General features: G+C 60.4%; 25 protein-coding genes. 8 read left to right on the forward strand and 17 right to left on the reverse strand.

Going from position 1 to position 20,340, the window contains the following annotated elements; translation table 11 throughout:
* Nucleotides 1-5: 5 nt before the first annotated feature.
* The 4 genes from FHT76_RS03090 to FHT76_RS03105 form a co-directional block, all read right to left on the reverse strand.
* Entirely contained in the window at nucleotides 6-536 is a 531-nt protein-coding gene (locus FHT76_RS03090; protein ID WP_259184226.1) for a hypothetical protein, read from the reverse strand.
* 120 nt (nucleotides 537-656) lie between these two features.
* Nucleotides 657-1,517 carry a hypothetical protein gene (locus FHT76_RS03095; RefSeq protein ID WP_259184227.1) on the reverse strand — a complete coding sequence of 287 codons (861 nt, stop codon included), beginning with the start codon at nucleotides 1,515-1,517 and terminating at the stop codon, nucleotides 657-659.
* A gap of 308 nt (nucleotides 1,518-1,825) precedes the next feature.
* On the reverse strand, nucleotides 1,826-3,010 hold the full coding sequence (locus tag FHT76_RS03100; RefSeq protein WP_259184229.1) for a hypothetical protein: 1,185 nt from the start codon (nucleotides 3,008-3,010) through the stop codon (nucleotides 1,826-1,828).
* A gap of 10 nt (nucleotides 3,011-3,020) precedes the next feature.
* Nucleotides 3,021-4,226, reverse strand: coding sequence for a hypothetical protein (locus tag FHT76_RS03105; RefSeq protein ID WP_259184230.1), 1,206 nt, complete (start codon nucleotides 4,224-4,226; stop codon nucleotides 3,021-3,023).
* 169 nt (nucleotides 4,227-4,395) lie between these two features.
* Between FHT76_RS03105 and FHT76_RS03110 the strand changes: the two genes are divergently transcribed.
* From FHT76_RS03110 to FHT76_RS03130, 5 genes are all read left to right on the forward strand, one after another.
* Nucleotides 4,396-5,469 (forward strand): tellurite resistance TerB C-terminal domain-containing protein, encoded by a 1,074-nt coding sequence (locus FHT76_RS03110; protein WP_259184231.1) that lies wholly within the window; start codon nucleotides 4,396-4,398, stop codon nucleotides 5,467-5,469.
* A 72-nt stretch (nucleotides 5,470-5,541) separates the two neighbouring features.
* A complete protein-coding gene (locus FHT76_RS03115) occupies nucleotides 5,542-6,873 on the forward strand; it encodes an Eco57I restriction-modification methylase domain-containing protein (protein ID WP_259184232.1) in 1,332 nt (443 codons plus the stop codon).
* Between the two features lie 51 nt (nucleotides 6,874-6,924).
* Nucleotides 6,925-7,989 carry a hypothetical protein gene (locus FHT76_RS03120; protein ID WP_259184233.1) on the forward strand — a complete coding sequence of 355 codons (1,065 nt, stop codon included), beginning with the start codon at nucleotides 6,925-6,927 and terminating at the stop codon, nucleotides 7,987-7,989.
* Nucleotides 7,986-9,113 (forward strand): hypothetical protein, encoded by a 1,128-nt coding sequence (locus FHT76_RS03125; RefSeq protein ID WP_259184234.1) that lies wholly within the window; start codon nucleotides 7,986-7,988, stop codon nucleotides 9,111-9,113. Before FHT76_RS03120 ends, FHT76_RS03125 begins: the two co-directional genes overlap by 4 nt.
* A gap of 78 nt (nucleotides 9,114-9,191) precedes the next feature.
* On the forward strand, nucleotides 9,192-9,557 hold the full coding sequence (locus FHT76_RS03130) for a hypothetical protein (RefSeq protein WP_259184236.1): 366 nt from the start codon (nucleotides 9,192-9,194) through the stop codon (nucleotides 9,555-9,557).
* On the opposite strand, the gene FHT76_RS03135 is transcribed toward FHT76_RS03130, so the two are convergent.
* The 6 genes from FHT76_RS03135 to FHT76_RS03160 all read right to left on the reverse strand — a co-directional run bounded on the left by FHT76_RS03135 (nucleotide 9,558) and on the right by FHT76_RS03160 (nucleotide 13,346).
* A complete protein-coding gene (locus FHT76_RS03135; protein ID WP_259184238.1) occupies nucleotides 9,558-10,136 on the reverse strand; it encodes a hypothetical protein in 579 nt (192 codons plus the stop codon). It lies immediately after the preceding gene.
* A 55-nt stretch (nucleotides 10,137-10,191) separates the two neighbouring features.
* Nucleotides 10,192-10,476, reverse strand: a complete 285-nt coding sequence (locus tag FHT76_RS03140) for a hypothetical protein (RefSeq protein WP_259184239.1) — start codon at nucleotides 10,474-10,476, stop codon at nucleotides 10,192-10,194.
* Nucleotides 10,476-11,738 (reverse strand): YwqG family protein, encoded by a 1,263-nt coding sequence (locus FHT76_RS03145; protein ID WP_259184240.1) that lies wholly within the window; start codon nucleotides 11,736-11,738, stop codon nucleotides 10,476-10,478. The genes FHT76_RS03140 and FHT76_RS03145 overlap by 1 nt, the downstream gene beginning before the upstream one ends.
* A gap of 56 nt (nucleotides 11,739-11,794) precedes the next feature.
* On the reverse strand, nucleotides 11,795-12,505 hold the full coding sequence (locus FHT76_RS03150) for an ABC-three component system middle component 2 (protein ID WP_259184241.1): 711 nt from the start codon (nucleotides 12,503-12,505) through the stop codon (nucleotides 11,795-11,797).
* A 69-nt stretch (nucleotides 12,506-12,574) separates the two neighbouring features.
* Nucleotides 12,575-13,039 carry a very short patch repair endonuclease gene (locus FHT76_RS03155; RefSeq protein WP_259184242.1) on the reverse strand — a complete coding sequence of 155 codons (465 nt, stop codon included), beginning with the start codon at nucleotides 13,037-13,039 and terminating at the stop codon, nucleotides 12,575-12,577.
* A 22-nt stretch (nucleotides 13,040-13,061) separates the two neighbouring features.
* Nucleotides 13,062-13,346: a hypothetical protein gene (locus FHT76_RS03160; RefSeq protein ID WP_259184244.1), complete on the reverse strand. Its 285-nt coding sequence runs from the start codon at nucleotides 13,344-13,346 to the stop codon at nucleotides 13,062-13,064.
* Between the two features lie 127 nt (nucleotides 13,347-13,473).
* On the opposite strand from FHT76_RS03160, the gene FHT76_RS03165 reads away from it, so the two are divergent.
* A complete protein-coding gene (locus FHT76_RS03165; protein WP_259184245.1) occupies nucleotides 13,474-14,058 on the forward strand; it encodes a hypothetical protein in 585 nt (194 codons plus the stop codon).
* 62 nt (nucleotides 14,059-14,120) lie between these two features.
* Here FHT76_RS03165 and FHT76_RS03170 read toward each other — a convergent pair whose 3' ends face one another.
* From FHT76_RS03170 to FHT76_RS03185, 4 genes are all read right to left on the reverse strand, one after another.
* A complete protein-coding gene (locus tag FHT76_RS03170; RefSeq protein ID WP_259184246.1) occupies nucleotides 14,121-14,288 on the reverse strand; it encodes a hypothetical protein in 168 nt (55 codons plus the stop codon).
* A 72-nt stretch (nucleotides 14,289-14,360) separates the two neighbouring features.
* Nucleotides 14,361-15,206, reverse strand: coding sequence for a hypothetical protein (locus tag FHT76_RS03175; protein WP_259184248.1), 846 nt, complete (start codon nucleotides 15,204-15,206; stop codon nucleotides 14,361-14,363).
* A 7-nt stretch (nucleotides 15,207-15,213) separates the two neighbouring features.
* Nucleotides 15,214-15,804, reverse strand: a complete 591-nt coding sequence (locus FHT76_RS03180) for a hypothetical protein (RefSeq protein WP_259184249.1) — start codon at nucleotides 15,802-15,804, stop codon at nucleotides 15,214-15,216.
* Between the two features lie 66 nt (nucleotides 15,805-15,870).
* The gene (locus tag FHT76_RS03185) at nucleotides 15,871-16,170 is read right to left on the reverse strand and encodes a hypothetical protein (RefSeq protein WP_259184250.1); all 300 of its coding nucleotides are present in this window, start codon (nucleotides 16,168-16,170) and stop codon (nucleotides 15,871-15,873) included.
* 266 nt (nucleotides 16,171-16,436) lie between these two features.
* Here FHT76_RS03185 and FHT76_RS03190 point away from each other — a divergent pair, with 266 nt between their 5' ends.
* A complete protein-coding gene (locus FHT76_RS03190; RefSeq protein ID WP_259184251.1) occupies nucleotides 16,437-17,117 on the forward strand; it encodes a hypothetical protein in 681 nt (226 codons plus the stop codon).
* Here the strand turns inward: FHT76_RS03190 and FHT76_RS03195 are convergent.
* From FHT76_RS03195 to trxA, 3 genes are all read right to left on the reverse strand, one after another.
* Entirely contained in the window at nucleotides 17,099-17,761 is a 663-nt protein-coding gene (locus FHT76_RS03195; RefSeq protein ID WP_259184252.1) for a hypothetical protein, read from the reverse strand. The two genes, FHT76_RS03190 and FHT76_RS03195, sit on opposite strands and share 19 nt — an antisense overlap.
* A gap of 81 nt (nucleotides 17,762-17,842) precedes the next feature.
* Nucleotides 17,843-18,517 (reverse strand): hypothetical protein, encoded by a 675-nt coding sequence (locus FHT76_RS03200; protein WP_259184253.1) that lies wholly within the window; start codon nucleotides 18,515-18,517, stop codon nucleotides 17,843-17,845.
* Between the two features lie 70 nt (nucleotides 18,518-18,587).
* On the reverse strand, nucleotides 18,588-18,908 hold the full coding sequence (gene trxA / locus FHT76_RS03205; RefSeq protein WP_259184254.1) for a thioredoxin: 321 nt from the start codon (nucleotides 18,906-18,908) through the stop codon (nucleotides 18,588-18,590).
* 152 nt (nucleotides 18,909-19,060) lie between these two features.
* Between trxA and FHT76_RS03210 the strand changes: the two genes are divergently transcribed.
* The gene (locus FHT76_RS03210) at nucleotides 19,061-20,302 is read left to right on the forward strand and encodes a VWA domain-containing protein (protein WP_259184255.1); all 1,242 of its coding nucleotides are present in this window, start codon (nucleotides 19,061-19,063) and stop codon (nucleotides 20,300-20,302) included.
* Nucleotides 20,303-20,340: the final 38 nt, after the last annotated feature.

Consider the following 20,340-nt stretch of genomic DNA (forward strand, 5'->3'; position numbering starts at 1 on the left):
GGCGCTCAAGACAAGCGCCAGGAATTCTTCCAGCCTTCGGTTTCGACCGTCTTTACCCGCCCCTGGTTCCGCAGTCTCGAAAGGATCGCGGAAATCCTCGAAATGAGGACCTGGTGCGCACCCTTGTCGAGAGAGCCATCCTTCAAGGCGACATAGGCGTCGGCAATGTCGGCTGACGACATCGGGTGACCTGCATCCACCATGATCTGTTTCACGACTTCGGTCCGCTTGTCGGAGCCGAAGAACCTGTCGACATCCGCATAGTGGGTTTTGTCGCGAGCCACGGTGGCTGCCTTGGAAGTAGCGTGCTTCTGCTTGACGGGTACTGCGTTTTTCAACGTTCCGGCCCCCGCCCATGTCTGATGCAGTGGATCGTACATCGTCATGACGGCGTCGATGTTCGCAATCGAAGCGGCTTCCCTGCCGATCATGGCCTCGAGGTCGCCAATTCTCGAAACGGCTGCGGCTCGCTTCGCTGAAAGCGCTGCCAGAAGGTCTGTCCCTTCCGGCAGCTCCTCCGGTGCCTTCTCGGCCACGAGCGACGGAGCTGCCTGCGTTGAAGCAGACCTCGTCCTGCGCCGCTCGCGCCGAGCTCTGGCCTCGGCGAGGATGGTCGCGGGTTTACCGCGATTTTCCCTGGATCGCCCGGCCATGGATCAAGCGGCAGCCGCTGAGGATGCGTGCTCTCCGTTCTTTGTGTAGAGCCACACGTTTTCCTTGCCTTCGGCTCCCTGACGTTCGCCGCGCTTGACGACGTTCTGCTGGGACAGACCGTGAAGGAGGGCGGATAGCCGGTCGCTGAAGACCTTCTTGACTTCCGGCTTGGTGATGTCGATCGGGTGGCGCTCGGCAAACGCTTCGCAGATCGAGCGGAACGGCACGCCGTCGGAAGACGACTTGACGATGTCCTCGAGCGTCTTGAGCTTGTCGATGTCGCCGAAATAGTCCCTGATCTGCTCGCGTGCGGCAGTGACCTTCTTCTGGTGCTGGTCCTTCTGATCGACTTTCTGGTTGGCGCGGGCGGAAACCGCTTCTGCGAGCGCTCCTTCAGACGGCACCGGAGCCGTTTCTGCGGCATCGGCCTTGCGTGGGCTTCCGACCTTCACGTTTTCGCGGCCGGTCGTCTTTGCGGCTGTCTTCTTGGTCTTCGGACCCGGCTTGCCAGACTTCGTCGTGTCGGCCTTTACTTCCTTGGCGGCAGGCTTGGCTTCCTTGACCGCTGCGGCCTTGGTGGATGCCTGCCTGGTTTCTTCTGCGGCCACGGTCTTTGCGACCTCGGCTAAAATCGGCTGGGCGGAGATCGTCAGCAGCGGAGCGCTCTGCGCGCGGCGGATGTCGAGCGGAACGTGATTGGGGTCGAACATCGCGATGACGGTATCGAGGGACTCGATACCCGCATTGAGTTCCATCAATTTGGAGAGAACGGTATCGCGGTCGGCTATCAGTGCTTCGCGCTTGGAAAGCATTTCTTCGACTGCGGAAAGCGGCTTGGCGGCCGCGGCTGGTTTGGCTTTCATAATGACCTCTAAGTTTTTGGACCCGTCTGGAGGCGCACAGACGTTGGAACATGAGCGCCCCCTGATTCGAGCAACTTGGACAACCGGAGGTCTAAAGTCAAACTTTGTCGACAAATTTTAATATAGAGGAGCGAAGTGGGAGATGCGGCACCCCCGCTTTCAGGAAAAATTAACTTTGATTGGCGTAGGGGAGTACTTCGAGCGATTTCCCGCATGATCGCGGCAACAGGATAAAGTCCCTTATGCGGGACACTTCCGAACGAAGCCTCGATTCAGAAGCTGCGGCTCCTGGTTACCTGCCGTAGAGGTCACATCGCAGAGGCTTGGCACGACTTCGCATTGAGTTCGAATGCGCGGACTGGCCTGTTTTCCCAACGATCGAGAACGTCGTTTATCATCGCCTCACTTCGGCTGAAGTCAGTCCCTGCCCCTACTCCGGGTTGAAATCGTGCAAAGTGAGGCAGGATGTCCGCAATACCGTGGTAGTCGTTCTCGGCCAGCGCGAGTTCGAGCGATCTGTGCGCCTTGAATGTCTCCATTGGCATGGACAGAAGCGCCGCCGCCAGGGCGCGATGGTTGAAAGGGGTCATCGACCTTGCCGTGTCCGCCACGAATCCCTTGATGGCGCTTCTGGCGGCCAATCGCAGATTTGCGGCTGCCGCGTCGAACGTGACGTAGGCAGGGTCGAAAACGTGAATGCGGTGCGCATTGTCCCCTGGGACCCGTCGCTCTTGCCCCGAGAGCGTGGAAATCCTTCGAATCTCGTCGTGGATGTGGTCATGGCTTTCGTCTGCCCGGAAGCAGGCGATCGCATAGGAAGACCTGATGTTGTCCTCTATCTTCCCGCTGAAGTCGCTTTCTTCGACGGTCAGCGACGCCGGCGAATTCGCGCCGATGAAGCTGCATGCATAGAATGGCTCGCCCGTTGCGATCTGCATCTTTGCGCCGACCCGCACGAACCTCGTCATATGGTCACGGAACGTGGCCGTCTGGACCTCGACGGCCTGCTCGTCGAATTCCTTCAGCCCCAACTCCGAGATCGACGGCAGTTCGATGAACCTGTTTTCGGCTCCCGCGCGATCGTGTTGGAGCCGATATTGTCCGAGCGAAGAGGGAATGATCGCCGACGGCAACGAGGTCGAGTACTGATCGCGAAGTCGGTGCAACAGCTTCGAAATGTCATCGTTCAGGTGTTCATGGATACCCACCGATTGTGGAATGTAGTCGAAGGAGAACCTGTGCCTGACCCTTCCCTCGGTGATCTCGATCTCGGAAGGCCGATACAGGTTTTCGCCGACGCCCCTGTAGCGAAGGCCTTCGCTTCCGGGGTCAGAATCCGGGTGAAATGTGGTCGTCATCGCCACGGGCGCTTCGGCTTCGGAATATTCCGGAAGGTCCACCGTGATCGTCCTGCGGGCGACGACGGGCTTTGGCCCTTTGCCTCGCGGAGCAAGCCCGGTGGTGATGACAGGGAAATCGACTTCGATTCTCACTGGCTGATTCTCAGAATATCAGTCCGAAGTTGCGCCGCGCCTCGCGCCGCTCCCAACGGCCGACCGCGACTTCCAGCATCGAAGCTTCCATGTCTTTGGCGAAGCGCTCGCTTTCCGATCCGGACAGACAGTCCCTGATCCTGGCGCAAAGATCGTCCGTGGTGATCGATCCGTCGGTGCATTTCAGGGCGGCCTCAAGATGCTTGTAGTTGACGATCGCCTCAAGGCTGGTGTTCTCGAAATTTCTAGTCACCATTTCCTTCACGTAGGATGGGCCGCCGTTTGCTTGTGGCAGGAGCGTCTCCATGAAGTTCCGCCGGATGGCCTCGGCGGCCCTGACCACCGAAATGCGGTCGCCGTCGAAGCGCAACGCCGAGGGGTCCAGGACTTCTATCTGGTTCCCAAAAAGACGAGCGTCGTAATCCTGATCGTCCTGCTTCCTGATGCGCCACATCTCGGCGGCATAGGCGAGCGCTCCCTCCAGGTCGTCCGCGGCGAAGTACGCCCTGTCCAGTTGGACGTGTTCGGCGTCCCTCAGCTCTTCTTCCGTGACCTTCAGCATGACGAAGACCCCCGGCTCCCTCCTATCCCTGCTTGCGTCCGCGAAATACACCGGCTCCGGACGTCGAAGCATGAACTTGCCGTCGACGATCACCAGATCGTCGATTCTGCGCATGATCGCCGCCCTTGCATGCTCGACTTCGGTATCGTCTACTCTGGGAAATTTCAGGTCCTTGAAATTGGGGAGCGCCACCTGAACCGGAGGCTTGTCCCGGTTTCTCGCGTATCCTCTGTCCTTGTTGTCCTGATGTGCTCTCGCCAGTCCTTCAGGAAAAATGAACTTCGCGGCTCCCGATTTGTGTGTTCCCACGACCCTATCGACAACCGTCTGGGCTTCGCAGTGCATATCGTTGTGAAAGACAGGGGAGAAGCGCTCCGTTTCCTTGTAACCGAAATCGTAGCGAACTCGACCTTCTTCGATCTCCGGTTGCTTCGCGGTTACGTACAGTCCCCCGCGCACGGAATAGTAAGGAACGTGGTATGGCGTCTGCGTCTGCGTATTGACTCCGCTCACCCGCAGCGCCACCGGAACTTCCGATGCTGACAACTCTGGAATATCCACGGTAACGACATCCTTCACGATGACGTCCTTGAGGATCGACGAACGGGGCGGTACCGCCTTCATGACCATCGGATATTCGATTTCGAGCTTCATGCTGATTCTCCCTTTCGGCAATTAGAGCCGCATGGACGGAAAGGAACAAATCCAGCGTAAAAATGCGTTTACCTTTCGCAGTATTCCGCTTTCCTTCCTTATCCGGGGTCTTACACTCTTCCTGGAATTACGGTATAGGTCCACAGGTTTTGGTCTCGACGAGGGAAGCATGGAATTCAAGGACGTCACGCCGATCATGGTCCTCGGTGAAACGAGGGTTATCCGCGCTGGAAAACTCATCGTCGCCATTGGATCGGATTCGGGCGCTCCGATTTCCCGCGCGCCCGACATCGCTCTCGTGCTTCTGGACAACGACAAGAAACCGCTCGACCAGCGCGCCGTCGTTTCGTCCGTCACGCAGGTCCGTCGCGACCGTGGCGCTCGCCATCTCGTCGATGTCACCAAGGCCGACCGTTGGCACGGGATCGTCTTTGAAATCTCCACTCTGCTGATGCCCGCGGCCGCCACTGCCGTTTCCATCATCGCGGACGGCATCGACGCCCTTTCCGGATCGCAGCTTTCCGTGACGCTCGAGGACGGCGTGTCTCGTCCGCACGTCTTTACGATGAAGGTCGAGCTCGGCCAACGCACCGCTGTCATCGCGAGCGTCTACAGACATGACACCGATTGGAAGATGCGCGCCTTCGGACACGGTTTTTCGTCGGATCGCCAGACGCTCGCCGAGCAGTTCGGGATCGGCGCGTCCTGGCCTCCGGCGCGCCAGTCCGCCGATCAGGGCGTGCCGCATCCCCCGCGTCCCGCTCCGCCAACGCCGCGAGCCACGCCTTCGTCCTCAACCCCGCGCGCATCCACTCCGTCCTCGCCGCCCGCGAAGGGCCGCAGCGAGCCCGCTCCTGCGGCCAGCCCTTTCACTCCGCCGCCGATCGACATGTCTCGCCTCGCCGACATCGAGCGCGACACCGCCGCCGTTTCGACCCTTCTCTCCGATATCTTCTCGGACGTGAAGGAGCGCGCCCCGATGAAGGCCGCCTCGCCCGTCGCCGGCCTCGACGTCGCGCACGCCGCCGTCCTGCGCGAACTCATGGCGCGCGGGTCCATGCCGAACAGCGAGTTCGCGGCCCTTGCCCGCAACCACGGCCTGATGCCCTCGGGCGCGGCCGAGACGATCAACGAATGGGCCATCGACAAGGTCAGCGACATCGTGGTCGTGGAGGAGGCGTTCGGCTTCTCCTTCGTCCGAGAATACTGGGCGGCCATCGAGGCGCTTTCCCGTACCTCCTAGCCAAGACTGTGGACAGCTAGTCCGCTTCGACCTTAGCCTTGAATTCAAGACCTCGTTGAATTCAAGGCTCCAATGGACATCGAAGACATCCGCAGGAGGGCCACGGCCTCCCTCCATCCCTCGCGCCGCGCCGAGCTCGGCCAGTTTTTCACGCCTGCGACCATAGCCGAACGCATGGCCTCCATGTTCACGGCAAAGGAACGCCCTGTCCGCCTTCTCGACGCCGGAGCTGGCGTCGGATGTCTCCTCCATGCGGCCGCCTCGCGGATGAATGTCGCGCGCATCGACGCGTGGGAACTGGACAGCGAACTGATCGCTCCGCTTGGCGGCACGCTCGAAAATACGGGGGTTCCGTTCGAAATCCACCACGTCGACTTCGTCCTCGACGCGGCCCGTCTGCTTGCCAGCGGCCAGCGTTTCGACAGGGCCATCCTGAACCCTCCCTATCGCAAGATCGTCAATGCCTCCCCGCATCGCAAGGCGGTCGAGGCACTTGGCCTGAAGACGGTGAACCTTTATACGGCCTTCGTCGCAGCGGCACTCCTCGCTATGGAGAAAGGCGGAGAGATCGTGGCTATCGTTCCGAGGTCTTTCCTCAATGGCCTCTATCACAAACCGTTCCGCCGCTTCATGCTCTCGCTTGCCTCTTTGGACTCGATCCACGTCTTCAATTCAAGGAGATCAGCCTTCGCTGAGGATGCCGTCCTGCAGGAAAACGTGATCGTGAAGCTCACCAGGGGAGGCGCTCAGCGGCAGGTCGTCGTTTCGACGTCCACGGACGGCTCGTTCTCCGATGTCAGTTCGTCGTCGTTTCCGTTTGACCGCATCGTCCGCCCTGGCGACGACAACCTGTTCATCCGCATTCCGGCGAACGAGACCGAACCCGATGGAACCAGCCTTGCGGCGCTCGGGATCGATGTCAGCACGGGACCGATCGTCGAATATCGTGTCCGCGCTTCCGTCACCGACGACACGGCCGCAATCCAGCTTGTCACGCCGAAGCATCTTTCGGCCGCCGGTCTCACGCACCCGACTGTTCTCGCAAGGGCTAACCGCCTCTCGCGCCATGCAGCCGTCTTAAGCGACGCCTGGCCGGTGGGAGACTATGTCGTCGTCAAACGCATTTCGTCCAAGGAGTCCAAGCGCCGGATTCTCGCCTATCACCTTCGTTCCGAAGACTTCGACGGCATCGATGTCGCGTTCGAGAACCATCTCAACGTCTTTCATTTCGGAAAACGCGGCCTTCCTTCCGGGCTTGCCGCGCGGCTCTGCTCCTACCTGAACTCGGAGGAGGCGGACGCCGAATTCAGATCGATATCCGGCAGCACCCAGGTAAACGCCACCGATCTCCGTGCGATGTCATATCCTCCCTTTATCATGGACCGCGCCAACAACACCGTTTGATGCTTGCCCTGGCCTCTGCGAGGCTTCTTTGCACGAGGAGCGGATATCACAATGGAAGTCCAATACGAAGTTCCGGTTATCGTCGAAGGGCGGCCCGAGAAGTACAAAACCGATCGGCTTGTACTGGCCAGCGTCCCGGTGGACGTCGACATCGAGGAATGTTCCCGGGCCGAGCTCACTCCGGCCGTATCGGTCCGCTTCGAAATGAACTCCGCGACGCGCTGCGACTTCAAATCCTACGGCGGCCGCCTTTACTTGCCTCTGGAGCCGCTGGTGATGCTCAAGAGGACAATCAGGCTCTTCGACCAGCAGCGGGTACCGTTCGTCTTCAAGCGAAGTTCCTACTTCGTCGAGCGTGAGGCCGAAAAGGGCGCTTCGCGTCCACGGGTATCGCTTTATCCGGTGGTCAATCGCGTTCCCGTCCAATACGATCGGCCTGTCAATCCAACTCCACTCGCCGACATGGCGTTTGAAAACCTGGATGTGCAGAGCTTGGAGCGACAGATCGCTTCTTTCCGAGACCGGGCGTCCAGGTTGCTAATCTGCGAGGACATGATACATGTCGAAGTCTCTGAACCATGCATTTCCGTCAGGCGCTCCATAAACGACGGCGACGTTTATCTCGTTCGGCCGTTGCATCGCCCATGGCAGGGACTAAGTAGGGATCACTTTTTTCCAGACGCCCTGTTCAGGATCGACGAAAGCGACCGAGCTCGCGATTTCTGCCTGTCACTTGGGTCCAAGAACGAACCTCTGCTCAATTTCCACAAGTTTCTCGTTGAAATCCATGACCCGGATGTCCTGAAGCTCTCGTCGGAACGGGCGAGTTGTTACGCATTCGCTCACAACGTCCTTCGGCACGATGAATTCGCCGCCCGCGACAACAGAGGCAATCTGGACGAAATTTCGGCCTTTATGGGAAATTTCAACGAGATGTCGGCTCCGGATCGCCTATGCGACGGCATCCTTTCTCTGCACGATCTGCACTCGTCCGGTCTTCCTATTCTGTATCCCGACGAAGCGGTCATAGGGCGTGCGGTCGCCGAGATGTGGGACGGTCGGGAGATCAATCCAGTCTCAACCGCTCTTTTCCAAAATGGAGGCCGCCGCCCATGACCGCAAATGCCCGAACAAAAGCCGAGATGATCCTGGACGTCGAAGACTACAGGGCGGCCGGCATCGCGTTCGCGCGGGAGATCGCCGATCTCGGCCCGCGGATGCAATCGATGTTCGACAGCCTCCACATCGGGGATATCGGCGGGTTTCACCTCGCCGTCCAGGCGGATGTCGACAATCCTGCCTTCGATGCCGCCTTCGAGATCGCTTGCGACAACAACCCGCATCTCGCCGACGTCGCCTTCAGGGAGGCTCTCAAGGGGGCTGGAGTGTCATCCGTGCATGGAGCGGCAAACGGGATCGAAAGGATTTCGGATGTCTTCTTCCTGCCCGTCACCGGTCCTGTCGAAGACATACACCGTCTGGTATCCGACGCTTCGTCCATGGCGGCGCTCGAGCGGTCCTTCCGCGACACGGGTCTTGTCGCGTCGGGCGGCCGCGTCGCGATCGCGGATATCGCCCTTCGGCCTGACGTCGTCGTCCACGCGACCCCCGGAACGCTCCGCGACCTCCACAGCGCCTTCGCGGAATTCGCCGCTTCCCCTGGCACCCCCGCAGATCGCTCCCTTCTCGAAGGAGAGGTCGATGACTTCGAGACGTTCTGCGTACCCGAAGATCAGGTTGTCGAAGCCAAGGGCATCGCGACCATGCTTCTCGTCGGTTTCTACAGCCGCGAGTATGCGGTGATGACCGAGTTCGACCTCGATGCCTTGACGGTGCAGATTTCGACAGGCGACGGCGAAGGGGAACATGTCGAAAGCCTCGCTGCCTTCGCCGAGCTGGCGGCCGACATTACGGGGCTGGATGTCGCCCTGCCGCATTGGCTGGGACGGGGCTGCGCGGCGGCGGCCGTAGAGACGGTACGCGCCATGATGGAGGGCGAGGCCGAGTGCTACGGCAAGGACCTGTCGGCAGCTGGCCTCGACGGCGTTGGCTGCGCGCAGCGCGGGGACGTCTACCTGGTCGAGGGCGAGATCGACGGACGCATCCTCGGCCCCTTCCCGTTCGCCGCCAACCTCGTCCGCTACGAGCCGCAATGGGTCAGCGACAGGTTCGAAGGGATGGCACGATCGGTCATTCCGTCCGGCCGACTGGAGAACAGCAGGAGCGCCCGCCTCAACTGACTTCCGTCGGCGGATCGGCGAGTTCTTGAATTCGCCACCGCGGCGTGTTCCAATTCGTTAGAACCGGGAAGGAAATCCATGACACCTGCAAGCGAAATCATCGTCCGTTGGTACTTCGAAGAGCAAGAGGCCGACGAGAGCTTTATCGATGACCTCGTTGCCACTCTTTACGAAGGCTGCGGCAAGGGCGAAGCGGATTCCGAGGAGCTTCTGGCCCGCGTGATCGCGACCGCGCTTCAGACAGAAAAGGAAGAACCGTGGAATTCGGTCGTCGAGCTTGCCGCCAAGCTCCATGCCGAGCTGTCCGGCGTCGACCGCGCCATCCACAATCTCCAGCAGCTTTCGCTGATTTCTGACGCGGTCGAAAAGATGCCGAACTCCCCGATCGCCCGCCGTATCACGGTGATGAAGATCAAGGAATGCGTGGCCAGGCTGAAGGTCTGATCAGGCTGCCGCAGCGGAGCCTGCGGTCTGAAGCCGTTCCCGCAGTTCGCCTACCGTAACGCGACCTGTCTCCTCGATCCGCCCATCCATTTTGCCGTTGTTCCGGCTGAAAAACCGGATCGAAATCTCGTCATCGATCGTGTCGAACGAAACGCTGTTGGCGATCAGCATCCAGCGCACGCCGTCCTCGCCGATGACCCCGTCCTTTCCGATGCCGGTCAAAGCCAGCCTGGTCTCGATTTCCTCTTCATCTCGCCTGTCTGGATACGAGACGTAGTGCGTTTCTGTCGCGAACACGGCTCCATGGCGCATCCAGACGAGGTTAAAGGCGTAGATGTCGGCTCCCTGCTCCGATTCAGCCGCCGACTGAGCGTCGGCGGCTCCTGTGGCCTTCATGTATTCGACCGCCGCCTTGCGCATCTCAGCCCGGTTTTCGAAGTCTCCACGCTTCGGGTCGTAGCTGTTCGCGATGGCGTCGGCCAATTCCCAACGGCGTTCGGGGTCACCGAGTTCCGGATAGGCCGCCGTGAGGCTCTTGGTTACGGTATCGGCCACGTTCATGTAGCGAAGGCTGTGCATCGTGTTTTCCGTTCGTGAAAATCGGGTTTCAGGAGATGTGCTCGCCTGTCCGTGGTTATTGCGTCTCGGTGTGGGCTTCTTGGGGACCGTCGTCTTTCCACTGGGTATGTCGATCTCGCTTCCAGTTGCGAAGCGGGGCCTTCCTGCCCTTGCCCGCCCAACGTCGGCCGCCCGTTCCGTACCAGTACTTCGCCGTCGGAGGCGCGCCTCGTCCTTCGTACTCTCCGCGTCGGTTCATGCCGATCTTCTCGCCGTCCGGTTCGTTTTTGCCCGGCCGTTCGATGATCTCGTTATCGGCGTCGAGTGTCGGCAACTCAAGTCTTGGTTTTCGCCAGGTCATCAGTATTCGTTCCCCCTGTCCCATGCGAGGCGGAAAACCGACGTGTCCGCCTCGTCAAAGAAAATATGCGCCCGTTCGTCGCCGCGCCAGAAGGCGAAACCTTCCCATGGCCTGTCCATGACGTCGATCTGGTAGAAGAGGGCCATGCGCCGGCCTTCGTGTTCCAGCCATCGCCGTCCGCCGTCCCATGCCGGCCATCCCGCCAGTTTGTCGCCCGCTCCGCAGAACATGTCCAACACGTTCGCGCTCGTCTCGGCGTCGCATGCGCCCGCGCCCCACATGTTCTCGGCCGAACGCATGAAGTCGCCGACCGAGTCAGTCCCGGCGGGTTCGCCGCGCAGCCGGTAGCGGCTTTCGCCGATCTCGTAGCCGGTGTCGATCAGGAATTTCTGGACACCGACATCGATTTCGTTTCCAGCGAGGAGGTCCTCGTGATCGGGATAGTCTGTCCCCGCCCGCCACGACGTGATGGCCTGGGCCTTGCCCTCCAGCTTGCGCCCCTCGCGCACTCCTCCCTCGAGGTTCGGGTCGAACCGGAGGAATACGGCGGCAGTCTCGTAGTCTTCCGGGCCGTCGTAGCAAGGGTCCCAGTCGATATCGACGTCGTAGAACATCGCGACGATCCCGTCGCCCCCGAGGCGGTTGCGCATGGCGGTGGGCAGGTCTGCGATGTTGATCTGCATGACGAAGCCGAGCTGGTCGCCATCCTCGTTCTCGGGCCATTCGGCGTCGAGCGGCATCCAGGGGCTTCCGAAATACCGAGAGCCTTTCGGATTGGCGGCGTCACCCGGTTCGAGGACCGGGGTCCACACCGGCTTTCCGAGTTTTTCGTATGCGGCGAAGACTTCGGCGGGCGGCGGGTATTCCGCGGCCCGTCTGGCCTTCAGTTCTTCGATCGCCTTGTTCCTCTCGGCCACCATCCGCGCGTGCGCTTCCTTGTGGTAGGAGATGATGACCTGGGCTCCGTCCGTGCCGAGCCACTCGATGTCGACGTTGATGATGTCCTGATTGTCGAAAGTCGCGCCGAACATCGAGATCGAAGGGATTTCAGGGAAGAAGGCGTCGCGCAGGGCGTCGGCACCGCAGAGTTCGTCAAGAACCGCGAAACTGCCAAAATTCTGCCAGCGCGACAGGACGTGGCGGACGACCCTGTCCTCGTGGAGCGGGTAGTTCGGATTGTCTTTTTCGAAGACGATCGCCCGCACCAGATGCGGCATGAGTTCGATCCGACGACTTTCGTCGGCTGGTGTCATAAATGGCATTGGCGCTTTCGGTCCTTTAATTCAGGACCTCAGTTCTATCGGAGCTCCGCCCCAAGTCAAGAATTATTGTCTTCCGCGCACGGTTTCTGACGCATGGATTTCAGCTGGCTGATCGTCCGATAGCATTTGGTCTGCTCTTTGTCGGCTGCCGATTGAACCGCTGCCAGCCATTCCCTCGTCAGCCAAGGGTGTTCCGATACCCGGCTCCTCTCCAGAAGCTTCTTGAAGAGGAAAGCCGTCATTTCGAGACCTTCCATGCGCTCGATGTCCTTGCGTTGCCGCTGTTCGAAACGGTGGAACCCCGGATCGTCGGGAGGCCCCTCGAGCGGAACATCGATGCGGCTTTCAATGTCGGCCTTCCGATCGTTGAAATAGGCCTTTATCCCTGCCTTTTCAGCCTCGTCGGACATATGGCAGCAAACCCTGAAAATCTCGTCCAGATATTCTGATAGCCCTATCGCCATGCAGCTTTCCTCGATGGAACGGTAGCCGAGCTCGTCGTCGCCTTCGACCTGTCCCGCGGCGAGGAGGAATCCGATGGCTTCCGTCACCATCGTTTCGCGCATGCCGAACACTTGGCCCCGCCATGCCACCCTGTCCTGGAGGCTGGTTTCCAACCCGACGTCTTCGCCGTAGGCTGCGAAGTAATCGACGATCCTCGTCTCTTCCATCGAAAGACGTGTGGGATGAAAGGCAGCAAGGCCGAGAAGTACCCGGGCGGCGTTTTCGAGGACGCCGTTGTACAGTTTGATTTCCTGGGAAGGCACAGACATCTCCGTCGGTTACCAGAGAATCGTAGTCCCCGTCGCGCGCCCCGGCAATGCGCGGCTCCCGGTCTAACGGATTTCCGTCTCGCGATCCGTTTCGACCTCGAACTTCTCGCCGCCGGTTCGCAGCCAGTCGGCGAGCAACCCGCTTACCTCTGCAACACCGAGGTCCCTGATGGCGCATTCCCAGACCAGCGCGACACGCCATCCCATCGCGGCCATCTCCTCCTCGTTGCGGCTGTCTCGGGCCATGTTCCTGTCGATTTTCGTTGACCAGAACGCGACGTTGCTCTTGGGCATCCTCGCGTAACGGCATCCGGCGTGACCATGCCAGAAGCAGCCGTGAACGAAAATCGCCGCCGAGTATTTCGGCAGGAGGATATCGGGCCGCGACCTGCCCACCCTCTTGTGGATGCGGAACCGAAAACCGCTTGCGTGAAGGGCCCTGCGGATCGCGGTCTCGATCGAGGTATCCTTGCTTTTTACCGCCGCCATCATGCGCGAACGGACTTCAGGCGTCACCGTGTCGACCATGCCATGTCCCCGAAAGCCGGCGTCAGTGGACGACCGCGATCACCCGGAATGCCAGCTGGTATCTCCTAACGGTCAACACCGCGGACACGTCGTCGGTTCCCTCGTCTTCGAGCTTTTCGACTTCGATGTCCTGGTAGCCCATGTCTTCGAGGACGTGCCGGATGGTCTGCGGTATGCGGTCCTCCATCTCGGTGACATCGCGACCATGGACAAATAGTCCCCTGAGGACAGGACACACGCCGAGGAACATGCCTGTGCTGGGCAATCGCGTGATTTCGATGCGGACAAGGTCTCTTGCCAGCTCCATCGCCGTATCTTCCGTCTACCTAATGCGGCCGAGCTTAGGCCGCCGGCCCTTGAACGGCAAGGCAAAGATCGTCTCTTGCCTCTAAAGCACGTAGGTTTGAAAGGGCGATGACATCATGGAGGACAGGATGACCGAATTGAACCGATTTAAAGAGCGCCATAGAACGAGCCGGTCGACCGTCCTGCTGGCGGCTGTCATTGGCGTGACGGCAGGTGTCGTGCTTAGCCACACCGATCTCAAGTCGTTCATCCCAAAGACGCACATGGTTTCGGCTCACCAGGAGAAGGGCCTCGCGCTGGCAACCGACCCTACTGGTCCCAAATACGATGCGGACCATGCCCGCTCCCTGGAAGCCGCCACGAAGGCTGTTCAGTCTGACAAGAAAGTCACGATGGAAGACGCAAAAGCGCTCAGCGATGTGGCGAGCGCCCTTCGTCGTATGGAAGCCACGACCGACCTCGACAACCCGGACTACGCGAAGGGCGACGCCGGGATCGCCGCGCGCGAACGTGACTTCGTCGCCGCGAGCAACGACTACGAGAAAGCGGCGAAGAAGCTGGAACGGTGGAAGGAGGCCGAGGTCCTCGCAGATCAGAACCCCGGCCCCGGCATGGGTTGGAAGGCCGACGATCTCGCCTTCTCGCTCGACGCTCTCGAGGCAGTCGGCGGAAACGTCGACGCCGCCCGAAATCGGGGCGGTTTCAAACCCTGAACGACAAAAGACCCGGTCGAAAGCCGGGTCTTTTCAATTCCGATTAGGTTTATTGGCAGCCGTTAGACGCGGCTGACATTCGGAAACGCCGCCGGGTCGATCCCGAGCTTGCGGAGGTCCGTGGCCTTCGGCGTGCGACGGCCGTCTACGGCAGCCGACGCGCTGATCGCAGCGCCGACGATGTCGATGATGTTTCCGAGATAGCCTCTGCGGCTCTGTGTCGTGGTCATGATGGAAATCCCCTTTTTCATGACCCCAAGATAGTTGCCTCTTATGCAGGCAACCAGACACGCGCTTTCAAGTCAGCCATGCGGCTTAGGCATGGCGACCTTTCCGATACCTGCCGATTCGATGTGATTTACAAGACGCCACACCGGATTTGTTGCCTTTCCACGCAGGTCCGCTTCCCGCTCTCCAGTCATGGCGCGGTAAGCGAAGCCCATGAGGTCCGACAATATGTCGCGGTCGAATTCCAAGGCTCCAAGGCCGTCGATTGGCCAGGAGCGCTCCTCGATCCTCCCCGTGCCGGCTCCCCAATCGAGCGTCAGATGGTCCGGAGAAATGCCGAACGACATCATCCGTGCGCCCGTCTCGTCCGTAGTCACGGGAAGCGACGAAGCATCCGTCAGCTTCACGTCGATGTTCATGCCCGTATCAGTCTTGGTGAACATGAAGGCGGATACGTCGCGGTGCCTTCCGACGGCCTCGAGATGGCTCCAGTCCAGGCGGACGAATGGCGCGCGCGGCATGTCCGCGGGCATCTTCCCCTGGCAGCGCGTCGCAAGCGCCATGTGGTCCTGCGTTATCGCCGCCAATGCGCCAAGAGGGTAATTCAGGAAGCCGATCATGTTGTCGATCCCCACACCGCCTGCCGTTTCCGGCGACATGGCGAAGCGCCATCCCTTGCCGTCGCGGCCGGTCCAGGTGACCGACAGTCTCGTGTGATCATAGTCGAAGACGACGTTCTTCGACCCGACGGGAATAGGCGTCCGCTCGAGCAACTCGTCCCTGAACTCGATCGAAAGCCTGGTAAAGCCCGCGAAGACGTCGAACGCATAGTTTTCCACGAGGTGTCTCGGCCGCCATTTCTCCATTCCTTCGAACAGGATGGTCGAATAGTTCACCTCTGGGTTCAGATGCCTTCGCATTCGCTTCCTATCCGTTGCCGGGACCGCTTGGCCCTGCCGCTTTGGCTGATCGCGCCTCGATACCAAGCTCCCCGTGCGACCATACGGCCCGTTCGAACAGCGGCCCGTGGACGAACTCTCGCGACTTCTCTCTTCGCACGCCTTCGGCGATCCTCTCGATTATCGAGGTCTCGGTTTCCCTCGCCTTGAGATTATAGTGGTCTTCGAGGACGAACAGGCCAACGGGAATTTCGAAATCGGGACCGAAGTTCCGCGCCATCCACGACATTCTGTGGCGTCCCTCGTGTCCGTTGACCGACAGCGCGTTCGTTTTGGTGTCCAGCTTTACCATCAAATAAGGTGTGCCGAGCGGGTCTTGGTTGGTCCTGAGGAAAGCGTTCGTCTTCGGTCTTTCGTCTTCGGACAGGGGTGGCGTCAGCTTGTGGAACATGCGCGGCGTCATGCCGACCAACGCGCCCTTCCAGAATATCTCGGCAAGGTTCGGAACCGCTCCGACACCGTTTTCGTTGTCGAAAACAAGTCCTCCGACCGCGAACGACCTGCATGTCAGCAGGTCTTGGTCCATTTCCAGCACGCCATTCGAGAGAAGCTGTCTCATTGCAGATGTCCGCATTTCCTCAGGCAAGCTTCCGCCGTGCGCGGGAATGGAACAAGCGGCAGCGGTTCAGTAGTCATCGTCGTAATCGAAACCGCACTCAACGTCTTCGGTGATTTCGAAACCAAGGCACTCGATCAGTTCGCGGCATTCCCGCTCTTCGACTTCGGGGTATTCACCGAGAGCGGCGAGTATGGCGTTGTAGACCTCGACGCGCGAATAGGAACTCCCGTCGTAGCAATACGCGGAAGGCTTCAGGTCCAGCGTTTCGTGACCTTCGATTTCGACGGACGCCCCGGAAGCGTAGCTCGTACCGCAATCGTCGCACTCGTGTTCGTCGGTCATCCAGGTGATGCGGATCGTTGCCATCGTTGTTTCCAATGTTCCCGACAAGCGTGACCCCGTTTCGCCGATGGGTCAAACCTCTGGCGGCGGCGGCGACTTTAATTTGGTCACCGGATGTGGGGACATCCTTGTTGACCTCGCTAGGCCACGGTTGCTGCCGTCAATTTCCATGACGGTTCGATGACACCGGACCCTGGCAAACATGCCCCTGTAGGCCTCTGAGTTCGGTTGGTCGGACGCGGCCCATTGCGCCACTGTCGAGAACGTCAAAACGAAGAGGATACGAGACCATGTTTGACGTAATCGACGTCCAGAAATGCCGTGATATCGCGCTTGCGCGGTTTGAAGTTCTGCTTTCGGCGATCTCGCGCGGAGGGATCAGCGACGCCACCGGCGGCCGCATGTCGGCGGTCACCATGGAAGAGGCTTATGGCCTTACCCGTAGCGCCATTCTCGAGACCGTCCACTACGACGCATCGCTCGCCCCGCGCTACATCGCGCAGTTCCCCGAAATCCTGACGATGGAACTGGCCGGCGCGACGGTCTCCGACAGCATCGAGCATGCCCTGCGCCGCGCCGTGTTCGGCAGGATCGAGGACGACATTCACCAGGCGGTCGCGGCGCAGTTCGCCACCTACGGTGTCGACAACCTCACGCAGGCCGTATCGGGTGGCCTTGCCATGTTTGATCGCTACCTCACCAAGCATCCGTTCGCGTCCATGCGCATCAGGCCTGAAAAGGTCCAGTCGCAGCTTGCGGCGGTCATCGAGACGGGCGGCGTCAACGACATCAAGCTCCTGATGGGCCAGATGAGCAACCTCATCAGCGAACTCAGGACAGGTGCGGCCGACGCCCGCCACGCGGCCCGCGCTCTCCGCGAGGCCAATCAGTGCTGCGCGCTTCTGGTCGCGAACGAACTGTCCTTCGCACGGGATGAGAGGGCCGCTCCGGCTTACGCGCTGGCCGGCTGATCGGGATCGGCTGCGGCGGCTTCCGTCTGCCACGGCCACACGATCGGTTCGCACGGAGGCGAATAGGTGACGTTCGTGCGCGGACGCAACTCGCCGCCGATCCTTTCGCCGTCCTTCCATGTCCTGATTTCGAAAAGCGCTTCCGTTCCTTCGGTCGTCCCCGACCGCACCTTGGCTTCGCGCTCGATCGCCTTCTGCTCCGTCGCGAGAGTATCGAACCGCATAGAGTCCGTCATGACACCGTCGGTGCGGTAATGCATCCACAGTTCGAATGGCTCGCCCGGGACTTCGAGGCTTTCGTCGGCGCTCGCCGTCCACCAATAGTCGCCGTGGTCGGGATAGATTTTCGGTTCCGGCACGTCCGGCCACAGCACGGAAACGATCTCGCCGCAGGTCAGCTTCTCGAAGTGGAACGGCAAGTTCGCGATTTCCCAGAAGTCGGTGTCCGACATGATGCGGACGCAACCGTCCGGAGCCTTGTCGTTTTCGCCAGGCTTCAATATTTCGCGGTTGAAGTCATGGGATGGAAGGTCGGACGAGTACCAATGCTCGGTTTCAGCGTCCTCCGGCAGCGCGTCGTAGGTGACGGCGAAGTCCCGGAGTTTGGTGAATAGTTCCTTTTTGGCGTTCGAAGTCTCCGACATTTGCCCTCCCCGCTGCGTCCAAGGACAAATGATCACCCGGAGATCGGCCGCAGTCCAGCGCTGGCACCCGACGCCGATCGACTATCGGTCGAGCGTGACAAAGATGCGCTTGCGTTCGACCGGCACGTTCTGCTTGACGTTGTTCACGGCGACGTGGATCGCGTCTGGAGCGTCTGGCGATGCTGACGCCTCCTTTTCCGGATGTCTCGCCTCGTACCGGGCGATCGAGGTCTCGATCGTGTCGAGATTTTCCGCGAGCTCTTGCTCGTTTCCAGTCAGGAGGGCGTATTGGACGTTGCGCAGCCCAAAGGTCGCGCGGGCGAGGTCCATCTTGTCCTTGTTGAGGTCTTCTACAGCGGCTTCGAACTCGATGGTGTTCATCGCCTCGGTGACCGCGAACAGCTGTTTGTCGTGTTCCTTGGCACCGCCATCGGGTGTGAGCCGAGCGAACTCGTTGAACGACTTCGTGACGTCGCGCATCTTGTCCGCCCCCGAGATCGGCAGGTCGGCGACGGCGTCGATCACGAGGATCACGCGCTTCATGTCGGAAATTTGGTCGGCGACACGCGCCGACGCGGCCTGCACGAGGTGCGCGCCCGGCTCGTCGGCCGAAACGGAATGTGTGGGGATCGTCTTGGCCTGGTCCGGCATGCCCGCCGCGCCCGCCGCCAGGAAGCCCACGCCGATCATCGCGGCGACCACGGCTGCGGACGGACGTCCGGCGTTTCTCGATGCGAATGCCTGTAATGCGGTCATGGTTTCCCTCCGATATCTAAACTGTGACATCGTGAGCTGGCGCGAGGCATGTCACAATGCGATCAGTGGCTTACAGGGAGCCTTCGATCCACTTGGCGAGAACGGCTTTGGGTGCGGCACCGACCTTGATGTCGGCAACCGATCCGTTCTTGACGATGGCAAGCGTCGGGATCGACCGGATGCCGTATCGTGCCGCAAGCTGCGGACTTTCGTCGACGTTGAGCTTTGCGACCTTGATCCGTCCCGCATAGACGTTGGACAGTTCGTCGAGGGCGGGAGCGATCATCTTGCAGGGGCCGCACCACTCCGCCCAGAAATCGAGGACGACGGGAATTTCCGATTTGAGGACTTCGCTTTCGAAATTGGCTTCGTCGATTTTCACCGTGGTCATGGCAGGCTCCTTTGGTTCCGAAGGCTTAGATGGTGATCGACCGACATCGCTTCAAACCGCGCCGGCGAAAAATCTCCGGAACTCCAAATGGTTGACGTTTCCCCGTCCCTTCTTCAGGATCGAGGGGTACCCACTCCAAGGAGCTTATCCGAATGTCGATCCTGACACCCGGCGCGAACGCGTCCGTACCCTCCCAGATTTCCGCGGTTGTCGTCCTGCGACCCGTCGCTGGCGTCGATGTCGACGTCTCCGCATTCCTCCTCAAGGCCGACGGCAAGGTGCGTGACGACGGAGACATGATCTTCTACGGTCAGCCGTCCGGCGCAGGCGGCAAGGTCTCATTCGTCGGCAGCGAAAACGGCCGTTCCGAGTTCCGCCTCGATCTCGCGACGCTCGATGCCGGGGTGGACAAGATCGCCCTCACCGCGACCATCCATGAAAACAAGGTCCGCTTCAGTTCCTTCGCCGATATCCAGCTCGACCTCGGCGGCGTGAAGGCGACCGTGCCGACGGACGGAAAGACGGAGACCGCGCTGATCCTCGGCGAGTTCTACCGCCGCAACGGCGAATGGAAGTTCCGCTGCCTTGGTCAGGGCTTCGAGGGCGGTCTGGCTCCGCTTGCAACGAACTTCGGCGTCGTCGTCGAAGAACCAGCTCCTGCTCCCGTCGCGCCGCCCGCCCCTGCCCGCATCTCGCTCGAGAAGAAGATCGAAGCCAAAGCCCCGCAACTGGTCAGCCTCGCCAAGAAGGTCCAGGTCACTCTGGAAAAGAAGAAGCTGACGGAGGTCGTTGCCCAGGTGGCGCTCGTCCTCGACGGCTCCGGCTCGATGAACGGCCAGTACAGCAAGGGTCGTGTGCAGGAACTGTTGAACCGCACCGTTCCTCTAGCAGTCCATTTCGACAAGAACGAGGAACTGGAATGCTGGGCGTTCGCGGAAAAGCCCCAGCAGCTGACAAGTGTTACGCTCGACAATTACAACGGCTTCATCGAACGCGACAATGGCGGCTGGCGCAAATGGAAGCTCGCGAGCCGCATCAACGACGAACCGGCCGTCATCCGCAAGGTCATCGACTTCTACAAGAAGACTGGCGACCGCACCCCCGTCTATGTGTTGTTCGTCAGTGACGGCGGTGTACACCAGAACGCCGAGATCACCGCGCTGATGAAGGAAGCGGCCAAGCTGCCGATCTTCTGGCAGTTCGTCGGCATCGGCGGCAGCCGCTACGGCATCCTCGAAAAACTAGACACGATGTCAGGCCGTGTCGTCGACAACTGCGGCTTCTTTGCCATCGACGACTTGCATTCCGTCACCGAGGAGCAACTCTACGACCGCCTGATGGACGAGTTTCCGTCCTGGCTCAAGGCGGCCCGCGCGGCCGGCATCATCGACTGACGACCCAGAGCGTCGCCGGCGTGGCGACGCTCTTCTTC

This window comes from Rhizobium sp. BK176 (assembly GCF_024808055.1).

Excerpts from the sequence above, each read along its gene's own strand:
- FHT76_RS03170 (WP_259184246.1), bottom strand. The coding sequence starts at position 14,288 with ATGACCACGACACAGAGCCGCAGAGGCTATCTCGGAAACATCATCGAC.
- trxA (WP_259184254.1), bottom strand. The coding sequence starts at position 18,908 with ATGACCACGGTGAAAATCGACGAAGCCAATTTCGAAAGCGAAGTCCTC.
- FHT76_RS03175 (WP_259184248.1), bottom strand. The coding sequence starts at position 15,206 with ATGCGAAGGCATCTGAACCCAGAGGTGAACTATTCGACCATCCTGTTC.
- FHT76_RS03165 (WP_259184245.1), top strand. The coding sequence starts at position 13,474 with ATGACCGAATTGAACCGATTTAAAGAGCGCCATAGAACGAGCCGGTCG.
- FHT76_RS03125 (WP_259184234.1), top strand. The coding sequence starts at position 7,986 with ATGACCGCAAATGCCCGAACAAAAGCCGAGATGATCCTGGACGTCGAA.
- FHT76_RS03195 (WP_259184252.1), bottom strand. The coding sequence starts at position 17,761 with ATGTCGGAGACTTCGAACGCCAAAAAGGAACTATTCACCAAACTCCGG.
- FHT76_RS03210 (WP_259184255.1), top strand. The coding sequence starts at position 19,061 with ATGTCGATCCTGACACCCGGCGCGAACGCGTCCGTACCCTCCCAGATT.
- FHT76_RS03200 (WP_259184253.1), bottom strand. The coding sequence starts at position 18,517 with ATGACCGCATTACAGGCATTCGCATCGAGAAACGCCGGACGTCCGTCC.
- FHT76_RS03190 (WP_259184251.1), top strand. The coding sequence starts at position 16,437 with ATGTTTGACGTAATCGACGTCCAGAAATGCCGTGATATCGCGCTTGCG.
- FHT76_RS03155 (WP_259184242.1), bottom strand. The coding sequence starts at position 13,039 with ATGGTCGACACGGTGACGCCTGAAGTCCGTTCGCGCATGATGGCGGCG.
- FHT76_RS03120 (WP_259184233.1), top strand. The coding sequence starts at position 6,925 with ATGGAAGTCCAATACGAAGTTCCGGTTATCGTCGAAGGGCGGCCCGAG.
- FHT76_RS03130 (WP_259184236.1), top strand. The coding sequence starts at position 9,192 with ATGACACCTGCAAGCGAAATCATCGTCCGTTGGTACTTCGAAGAGCAA.
- FHT76_RS03160 (WP_259184244.1), bottom strand. The coding sequence starts at position 13,346 with ATGGAGCTGGCAAGAGACCTTGTCCGCATCGAAATCACGCGATTGCCC.
- FHT76_RS03115 (WP_259184232.1), top strand. The coding sequence starts at position 5,542 with ATGGACATCGAAGACATCCGCAGGAGGGCCACGGCCTCCCTCCATCCC.
- FHT76_RS03095 (WP_259184227.1), bottom strand. The coding sequence starts at position 1,517 with ATGAAAGCCAAACCAGCCGCGGCCGCCAAGCCGCTTTCCGCAGTCGAA.
- FHT76_RS03180 (WP_259184249.1), bottom strand. The coding sequence starts at position 15,804 with ATGAGACAGCTTCTCTCGAATGGCGTGCTGGAAATGGACCAAGACCTG.
- FHT76_RS03185 (WP_259184250.1), bottom strand. The coding sequence starts at position 16,170 with ATGGCAACGATCCGCATCACCTGGATGACCGACGAACACGAGTGCGAC.
- FHT76_RS03110 (WP_259184231.1), top strand. The coding sequence starts at position 4,396 with ATGGAATTCAAGGACGTCACGCCGATCATGGTCCTCGGTGAAACGAGG.
- FHT76_RS03140 (WP_259184239.1), bottom strand. The coding sequence starts at position 10,476 with ATGACCTGGCGAAAACCAAGACTTGAGTTGCCGACACTCGACGCCGAT.
- FHT76_RS03145 (WP_259184240.1), bottom strand. The coding sequence starts at position 11,738 with ATGCCATTTATGACACCAGCCGACGAAAGTCGTCGGATCGAACTCATG.
- FHT76_RS03105 (WP_259184230.1), bottom strand. The coding sequence starts at position 4,226 with ATGAAGCTCGAAATCGAATATCCGATGGTCATGAAGGCGGTACCGCCC.
- FHT76_RS03135 (WP_259184238.1), bottom strand. The coding sequence starts at position 10,136 with ATGCACAGCCTTCGCTACATGAACGTGGCCGATACCGTAACCAAGAGC.